Annotated in this window: 10 protein-coding genes; 6 read left to right on the top strand and 4 right to left on the bottom strand. The window is 68.0% G+C overall.

What is annotated here, in order from left to right; all coding sequences use genetic code 11:
* The 3 genes from ACZ4UB_RS30475 to ACZ4UB_RS30465 form a co-directional block, all read right to left on the bottom strand.
* The coding region (locus ACZ4UB_RS30475) for an NB-ARC domain-containing protein (protein WP_468075078.1) at window positions 1-1,903 on the bottom strand (1,903 nt) is incomplete at its 3' end.
* A gap of 13 nt (window positions 1,904-1,916) precedes the next feature.
* Window positions 1,917-2,939, bottom strand: coding sequence for an NAD-dependent epimerase/dehydratase family protein (locus ACZ4UB_RS30470; protein ID WP_468075075.1), 1,023 nt, complete (start codon window positions 2,937-2,939; stop codon window positions 1,917-1,919).
* 31 nt (window positions 2,940-2,970) lie between these two features.
* The gene (locus tag ACZ4UB_RS30465; protein WP_468075073.1) at window positions 2,971-4,104 is read right to left on the bottom strand and encodes a hypothetical protein; all 1,134 of its coding nucleotides are present in this window, start codon (window positions 4,102-4,104) and stop codon (window positions 2,971-2,973) included.
* Window positions 4,105-4,291: 187 nt separating this feature from the next.
* On the opposite strand from ACZ4UB_RS30465, the gene ACZ4UB_RS30460 reads away from it, so the two are divergent.
* Window positions 4,292-4,753 carry a hypothetical protein gene (locus tag ACZ4UB_RS30460; protein ID WP_468075071.1) on the top strand — a complete coding sequence of 154 codons (462 nt, stop codon included), beginning with the start codon at window positions 4,292-4,294 and terminating at the stop codon, window positions 4,751-4,753.
* Between the two features lie 45 nt (window positions 4,754-4,798).
* Here ACZ4UB_RS30460 and ACZ4UB_RS30455 read toward each other — a convergent pair whose 3' ends face one another.
* Entirely contained in the window at window positions 4,799-5,110 is a 312-nt protein-coding gene (locus ACZ4UB_RS30455) for an NIPSNAP family protein (protein ID WP_468075069.1), read from the bottom strand.
* Window positions 5,111-5,119: 9 nt separating this feature from the next.
* Between ACZ4UB_RS30455 and ACZ4UB_RS30450 the strand changes: the two genes are divergently transcribed.
* The 5 genes from ACZ4UB_RS30450 to ACZ4UB_RS30430 all read left to right on the top strand — a co-directional run bounded on the left by ACZ4UB_RS30450 (window position 5,120) and on the right by ACZ4UB_RS30430 (window position 7,433).
* Window positions 5,120-5,512 carry a hypothetical protein gene (locus tag ACZ4UB_RS30450; RefSeq protein WP_468075067.1) on the top strand — a complete coding sequence of 131 codons (393 nt, stop codon included), beginning with the start codon at window positions 5,120-5,122 and terminating at the stop codon, window positions 5,510-5,512.
* The gene (locus ACZ4UB_RS30445; RefSeq protein WP_468075065.1) at window positions 5,506-5,940 is read left to right on the top strand and encodes an Hsp20/alpha crystallin family protein; all 435 of its coding nucleotides are present in this window, start codon (window positions 5,506-5,508) and stop codon (window positions 5,938-5,940) included. Before ACZ4UB_RS30450 ends, ACZ4UB_RS30445 begins: the two co-directional genes overlap by 7 nt.
* Before the next feature lie 110 nt (window positions 5,941-6,050).
* Window positions 6,051-6,446, top strand: coding sequence for a DUF2267 domain-containing protein (locus tag ACZ4UB_RS30440; protein ID WP_468075063.1), 396 nt, complete (start codon window positions 6,051-6,053; stop codon window positions 6,444-6,446).
* A gap of 81 nt (window positions 6,447-6,527) precedes the next feature.
* Window positions 6,528-6,713: a hydrophobic protein gene (locus ACZ4UB_RS30435; protein ID WP_354384630.1), complete on the top strand. Its 186-nt coding sequence runs from the start codon at window positions 6,528-6,530 to the stop codon at window positions 6,711-6,713.
* A gap of 369 nt (window positions 6,714-7,082) precedes the next feature.
* Window positions 7,083-7,433, top strand: coding sequence for a PRC-barrel domain-containing protein (locus tag ACZ4UB_RS30430; protein WP_468075061.1), 351 nt, complete (start codon window positions 7,083-7,085; stop codon window positions 7,431-7,433).
* The last annotated feature ends 151 nt before the right edge of the window (window positions 7,434-7,584 follow it).

Here is a 7,584-nt window from a genome sequence, read left to right as displayed (position 1 = left end):
CGTCGTGGCCGGTCAACACCGTCCGACAGCGCCCCGACCGCACGTCCCACACCCGCACCGCACCGTCGTCCCCCGCGGAGGCGATCGACCCTCCGTCCGGTGTCCAGGCACACTCCCAGATCCAGCCGGTGTGACCGACGAGCACCTGGCGCGGCGAGCCCGTGGTGACGTTCCAGATCCGGATGGAGCGGTCGAAGCCCGCGGAGGCGAGCCAGCGGCCGTCGGGTGAGGCGGCGCAGGCGCGCACCGCGCTGGTGTGGCCCCCCAGCGTCCGGTCCAGATCGGGGTCCGGCAGGTCGGGGAGCGGCCAGAAGGGCGTCAGCCGCGGCCCTTCCAGCACGCGGGCCGCTCGACCGTGGAAGCGTGCGGTCCGCTCGGTGACGGGGATCCGGGACAGGAGGGTGTCCGCCAGCCCCGGCCGGAGCCGGCCCAGCAGAGGTGCCTGCTGCCCGACGACACGGTACAGTTCCGCTGCGGCCGGCGCATCGGACAGGGCCAGGTCGCCGCCGACCGCGACCGGTCCGTCCCGCTCGATCCGGGCCAGCAGCCACCTCGGGTCGCAGACCAGGTCGGTCAGTTCCGTCCGGGCGTCCGCCTCCGCCAGGTGGTACGTGAGGTTCCGCCACAGGTAGTCGGCCTCGTCCGGCAACCGCCACCACGCGGTTGCGTCGTCCTCCGGCGCGCCGGGAGACGGCCGTGCCATCGCCCTCAGCGCGTCGACCAAGGTCCGGTTCCGCTCGGCCAGCCAGACGGCCCCTTGCCGGTGCCGGAGGTAGCCGCGCAGCACGTCGTGCAGCTCCAGTGCCGGGCCGTCCTCCCAGCTCCCCGAGGCCAAGCACAGCGAGGTGAGTCGTGACGTCAGCCGATCGGTCGCCGGCTTGCCCAGCCCACCGGTCTCGGACCAGAGCGCGCCGAGCACGTAGCCGGGAACGGCGATGTCCTCGGGGAAGATCGCCAGCTCGAAGTAGCGCTCCCGCTCCTGCGGGTCCATGAGGTCCAGGCTGGCCTGGAGGGTCGCTTCCACGGCCTGGTCCCGGCTCGACGCATCGCCCACGTCGAGCGCCGCGGGCCCTTCGGAAACCAACCGGTCGAGCACCCAGGCACCTGCCTGCTCGACGGTGGCTCCCTGCCGCACGGACTCCGCCAATGCGGCGTTCACCAGCGAGAGCAGTACGGGCCATCGCCCCGTCAGCTCCATCAGCCGGTCGACCGTCTGCTGCGGCAGACCGGGCAGACCCTGCGTCAACGCCTGAACGGCTTCGTCGATCTCCATCGCATCGACCAGTATCGACGAGACGTTGCGCGGAAGTACAGTGGCACTACGCGTGGTGACGATCCGTCGGCAGCGCGGGGCGCCGATGAGGAAGGGCGCGAGTTGCGCCGGGTGCCACACGTCGTCGATCACCAGCAGCGTATCGGGCCGCTGACCGAGCAGGGCGCCGAGCCGGAAACCGGCCTGCTGCGGATCGGAGCTGGTGAACTCCTGGCCCGACAGCAGCCCGCAGACGCCGTTGACCTTGGCCGCCAGGTCGGTGCCGGACGCCTTCTGGCCGAGCGTCACCCACAGCAGGCCGCCGGTGAACCGCTCGCGAACCCTCTGATCGGTGAGGCACACATGGGCGACGAGCGTGGTCTTGCCGAAGCCGCCGGCTCCTTCCAAGGCCGTGGTGACGGCGACCGGACCGTCATCGTCGGACAGCAGTGCGCCGCGGAGTGCCGCTTCGAGTGCGGGCCTCGGGACGACGGGCCCGGAGGGCGGTGGCGCCATCCAGAGCAGCGTGTCGAAGGGCTGGACGCCCGCGTGAACGACGACCGTCTGGATGACGCCGGTGTTGGCGACGTTGATCCCGCCCAGGTTGTGCTGGCTGACGTCGCCGGTGGGAGCGGACGCTTCGGCACTCATACGGCTTCCCTCCCTACAGCCGGCCGGTCTCGACCGCGTCGACCACCCAGGGGATGACCTCGTCGAGCATCTCCTCCAGGCCCACCCCGGCCGTGAAGCCGAGCACGTCGCGCGCCTTCGACACGTCGGGCACCCGCATCCGGACGTCGTGTGCGAAGGCCGGGTCGCTCACGACCTCGAACGGTACGCCGGGCCTCAGCTTCGACCAGATGAGTTCGGCGAGTTGGAGGACCGTGGTCGACTCGGAGGTCGAGAGGTTGAAGTCCTCGTTCGTCGCCGATTCGTGCTCCATCGCCATCACGATTCCGCGGGCCAGGTCGCCGCCGTAGGTGTAGTGCCGGACCTGTCCGCCGTCGCCCAGGATGTGCAGCGGGCTCTGACCCTTGACGATCTTCTGCACGAGATCCGGCACCACGTGGGACATGGCCAGCTTGGTGTTGCCGGACGGGCCCGTGGCCTGGGCGAGGGCGTGGAGCTCACCCACCCCGACGCAGTTGAACGGTCGGACGATGGTGTAGGGCAGGCCGTACTGGTCCCAGGCGGCCCGTGCGAAGTATTCGGTGGCCAACTTCTGGAACCCGTAGGAGGAGCCTGGTGGCGGGACCTCCAGTTGGTCCCCCTCGCGCGACGGCCAGCGGTCCGTGGACTCGAAGACCATCGACGACGAGATGTAGGTGACCTTGCGCAGCCGGCCGAACCGGTGGGCGCGGATCGCCGCGTCGCAGGTGCTCGCGATGATCCGTTCATTGGCGGCGAGCAGGTCGTAGGGATAGGTGTGGAAGTAGGAGATGCCGCCGATTCGGGCCGCGCAGGCGATCAGGTGCTCCCCGCCGTCCAGCAACTCCTCGACCAGGGCTGCGTCGGACGCGTCGCCCTCGACCAGGCGGTACCGGGGGTGGTGGTCATAGGAGCGGCTGACCGGGCCGTACTTGGAGTGGTCGTCGAGCCCGACCACCTCGTGACCGCCGTCGAGGAGCTCTTGGACGAGATAGCCTCCGATGAATCCGGCGGCGCCGGTGACAAGGACTTTTGGCACTCTCAGCCACATCCTTCCGGTAGTCCGGAGACTACTTCGAGTTGTCCGAGAGCTTCTTCCAGCATGTCGCGGACCCGTCCGTCGAAGTCAGCATCGTGTTGTCCGCTGAAACCAAAGTGAGTCGGGAGGCGTCCTGACGCGTGCCCAGCGGCACGTCGACCAGGTCTCCGATCACTTCGACCCCGTCACCGCCTCGCGCGACGGCGCCGCAGAACACATTGCTGAACGATCGGCCCTGATCGTGACTCAGGCCCATCCACCACAGCGTATGACCGACTTGGCGGAGGTAATACGTGCCGTGGTCGTCCCCCGCCCACGTACCGGTGAGGGTTTCCCGGGAAACCGGTTCGATGATGTCGATCGAATACACCGGACCGAGCAGCAAGGCCTCCTCGCCGCCCTGATCCTCGGCGCGGTGGTCGACCTCTCCCCGCCGCCCTGAAAGAAAACCGGAGAGCCGGACTTCCGTGCCCGAAGTGATCCTGCGACCGAGAATCCGCACGGATCCGTCGGAGGCCACGACGACATCCCCGTTGACCGGCTGTCCGTTGCTGAACAGCACGCTGTTGCCGTCACGTTGCTTCCAGCCCGGCAGGAAGGTCGAACCGGTGAGCCCCGGGATCCGGCAGCGCAACGGCTGCTCGACGAGCCGGGCCGGCACTCCTGGCAGTCGGGACAGTGCACGGTCCACCCGGATGGACAGCACGACGTCCCCGTCCAGCACGGACGGTTCCGTCACGACCACGCCCTGGACGACCGCGGTCTCCGCATACACGCGGCCGCGCCTCCACTCGGCCCGATCGAATGCGGCGACCCGTTGCGTCACATCGATCCGCGTCGGCATTTCGGCACGGCGCCACGACTTTGCACCGAAGCCGCCGACTTCGCTCACCGCCCGCAGTTCCGAATCCGACGCGACCACCACATTGATGACGCCGTTCTGTGGCATTCCACCGCGTGGTGTATCGGCCCATTCGCCGATGACGATGTCGCCCACCATGCGACCGCAGAACACGTTGGCGAACCTCACACCGGGATGGAACTCGTTGACCCCGAGCGGCGAGTCCGCGCTGAGGCCGATCCACCAGATTTTCCCCCGATGATGGCGAACATGGTAAATCGCCTTGTCATCTCCCAGCCAGAGACCGGTGAGGTTTCCCTTCACTGACATCCCCCCGTCGTCACGGTACCCCTGCCGCGCGTGCAGGAAACGCGCGAACGTCCGGACCGGAGGGGAGCGGTGGCGATCACGCCGAACCGGCCGGGCCCGGGGGCGATTGCCGAGGGACCGTCAACCCCTTCTGGCAATACGATGGTTGTGTGAGAGTCGGCATCCGTCGAGTGGGGGCATCATGTCCGGCGAGCTGATCACGGAACTGGCATCGACCGGCGCACTGGCGCTGGTCAATGCCGTTGCGACCGACGCATGGCAAGCGGCCCGGGCCGGATTCATGAGACTTCTCGGGCGGGGTGAGGCGGAGCGGGAACGCCTCGTTGCCACCCGGATCGACGAGGTCGCGACGCAACTGGAACAGGTCGGCGCGGACGACCAGGAGCGGGTGCGGGAGGCCCTGCTGCTCGCCTGGCGCACTCGGTTCGCAGACCTGCTGGAGGAGCGGCCGGACGCGATCGGGGAGCTGCGGGCGCTGGTCGCGCAGCTACGGACCGCGCTGCCGGACGCGCCGTCGCCTACCGTCGCGGCGGTCGGCACCGGATCGGTCTTCTCGGCCAACACCGGAGGGTTGAACATCACCAACACCGGAACGGTCGGGAACATCACCCTGCACGGCGAACCCCGTCGCCACGATGTCTGAGCGGTCCGGGACGATCGCGGGCACCTCCGTCTGCGCGGACCGGTCTCAGGGGGTGTCCTCCAGGGGGCGGAGGAAGCGGCGTTCGTACCGTTTGATGCAGCGGGTCCGGCGGGCCAGTTCGAAAGCCTCCTGGCACTCCGGATCGGACATGCTGTCCGTGCGGTACTGCTCGTAGGAGGCGAAACCCGGGAAGGAGAAGAGGGCGTAAGCGATGTCGCTGTCGCCCTCACTGGGCAGGAAATAGCCGTGGTGGGTCCCGCCGAAACGGTTGACCAGCCGGACCCATTGGCGGCCGTACTCCTCGAAGTCCGCGAGTTTGTCGACGTCGATCTCGTACTTCAGATGAATGGTGATCACACCCTCATCATGCCGCGCGCCGTCACCTCCTCGCGACGCGCCGAGGTCCTGGCCGCGGCCATGCGGCTGTTCCGCGCCGCCCTGGACGCCTACGAGGACCAGGTGGTTCAGGGCCGGGTCCAGGCCCATCTCCTGGGGCCGGCAGACACCGTGGCGGGCATCCGGTCGTTCTTCACCTCGGCATTCGAGACCGGCCCCGATCCCGATCCGGGAAGCCGCCCCGGACACGGCCGTCCTGCTGCGGGAGACAGCCGTCCTGACCGGCGTCCGCTGCGTCTCACTGTCACCCTCAAGGTGACTTCCTCAGTTGTCATCGTTTCGATGACATGTTACAACGGAGGCATGTTGAAGCGCATTGGCGGTTTCTGCCGCAGCCGACTGGAGGTGTTTTCGCGATGTTGATGCGCACTGACCCGTTCCGCGAGATGGACCGGATCGTCCAGCAGCTTTCGGGTGCGTCGGGTACGTGGTCGAAGCCGTCGGTGATGCCGATGGACGCCTACCGGGAGGGCGAGGAGTACGTGATCGTCTTCGATCTGCCCGGTGTGAGCGTCGAGGCGATCGACATCGACGTCGAGCGGAACATGCTGACCGTGAAGGCGGAGCGCCGGCCGGTCGCGAAGGCCGACTCCGTGAAGGTGGAGCTGTCCGAGCGGCCGCTGGGCGTCTTCTCCCGCCAGATCGTCCTCGCGGACACCTTGGACACCGAGCGCATCGAGGCCGACTACGACGCGGGTGTCCTGACCCTGCGCATTCCGATCGCCGAGCGCGCCAAGCCCCGCAAGATCTCCATCGGCGGCGAAGCCGGCCGCAAGCAGATCTCCGGCTGAGCTCTCCCTCAGCCGGCAACGAGGGCGGGGAGAGCCGATCCCCCGCCGGTACCCCGCCCTCCGCTCAGGCCCCTACTACCCGACCCTCACTCCGTGCCGGAGGTGGTGTGATGTCGATGCGCAAGGAGTCGTTCTTGGCCCACGTCCGGGAGCGCGGCGAATACCGGACCCTGGACGAAGCCGACCGAGCAGCCCGAGTCGTACTCGCCCTGCTGGGCGCGCATCTCGTCGGCACCGTACGTGCCGAGCTCGCCGCGCGGCTCCCCGAGGCGTACGCCCTGATCCTCCTCAACCCGCTGCAGGCCGCAGAACCCCTCACCCCCGAGCGCTTCGTCCGCGCGACCGCGGCCTGGATCGAAGGCTCCACCGAGAAGACCGCCCTGTGGGACATCGGCGCCGTCCTGTCCACCACGGCGGCCGCCGCCGGCGACGTCCTCACCGGGGAGGTCCTGCTCCAGCTCCCGCCCGGCTACGAACTCCTCTTCGGTCAGCCTCAGCCCACCTGACCCGGATCCTGCAACGGCTCCCTACCAGTTACGCAAAAGACTTCGAAGTTCGGCGCGCATGTTCGGAGCATGGTCGGGCACATGCTGCCTCGGAGGTTGATAACTATGGTTCCCCTGCTTCTCGTTCTTCTGTTGGCTCTGATTCTGTTCGGCGCGGGTTTTGCGGTGAAAATCCTTTGGTGGGTCGCTATCGCCGTCCTGGTGTTGTGGCTCGTCGGATTCGTTGCCCGTCCCAAGGGCAGTAGTGGTCGTTGGTACCGCTGGTAGCCGGCCGACCCTGGCGTAGGTTCGAACGGTCTCAAGCTGGCCTGTCACCCCTGATCGGTGGGGGTGGCAGGCCATCTTCATGTCCTGCTCAGGGGCCTGGTCTTGGCTTTCCGGGTGACATCGGATCCAGCGGGTATACGCGTCGGAGCCGGGGCGGCTGCCGTGGCGCAGCAGGGGACCTGCTCACCTCCGAAGATCGGCGGTCGTCCCGGCCCGAATCGAAATCAGAAGTGTGTAGCGGCGAGAATCCGGGGCAGAGGAAGTTCAGGTCGGAACGCGAGTTCTGCCGCACACGTCACACACGCAAGGAAGACCAGAAGGGAATTCACCCTCCTCCTGGTTCCGGTTTATTGAAGGAGTTGTTTTCGCATGACTGAGAATGTGTGGGGTTACCGTGAGACGTCCGGCCGTCTGGCCGGTGGCGACCTGACCGGCTACAAGGTCGAGGCGACTGACGGCTCCATCGGCAAGGTCGACAAGCACTCCGACGACGTCGGCTCCGCGTACATCGTGGTCGACACCGGCCCGTGGATCTTCGGGAAGGAAGTCCTCCTGCCTGCGGGCACGGTCAGCCGCGTCGACGCCGCCGAGAAGAAGATCTTCGTCGACCGCACGAAGGAGCAGATCAAGAACGCTCCCGAGTTCGACAAGGACAAGCACCTCGGCAACGCCGAATACCACGACCAGGTGGGCGGCTACTACGGCCAGAACCGCCTCTAACCCGCCTACGCCCGACCGGCGCATGGGGCGGGGGGGGGGGGGGGGGGGGGGGGGGGGGGAGGAGGAGAGGGGGGGGGGGGGGGAAGGGAGGGGGGGGGGGGGGAGGGGGGGGGGGGGGGGGGAGAGGAGGGGGGAGAAGGCAAAAAAAGAA

Source organism: Streptomyces sp. NPDC028419 (assembly GCF_055565515.1).
This window is presented reverse-complemented; position numbering and strand designations above follow the sequence as displayed.

Coding starts and splice junctions, on each gene's coding strand:
- ACZ4UB_RS30460 (WP_468075071.1), top strand. CDS start 4,292: ATGTCCGGCGAGCTGATCACGGAACTGGCATCGACCGGCGCACTGGCG.
- ACZ4UB_RS30450 (WP_468075067.1), top strand. CDS start 5,120: ATGCCGCGCGCCGTCACCTCCTCGCGACGCGCCGAGGTCCTGGCCGCG.
- ACZ4UB_RS30445 (WP_468075065.1), top strand. CDS start 5,506: ATGTTGATGCGCACTGACCCGTTCCGCGAGATGGACCGGATCGTCCAG.
- ACZ4UB_RS30440 (WP_468075063.1), top strand. CDS start 6,051: ATGTCGATGCGCAAGGAGTCGTTCTTGGCCCACGTCCGGGAGCGCGGC.
- ACZ4UB_RS30435 (WP_354384630.1), top strand. CDS start 6,528: ATGCTGCCTCGGAGGTTGATAACTATGGTTCCCCTGCTTCTCGTTCTT.
- ACZ4UB_RS30430 (WP_468075061.1), top strand. CDS start 7,083: ATGACTGAGAATGTGTGGGGTTACCGTGAGACGTCCGGCCGTCTGGCC.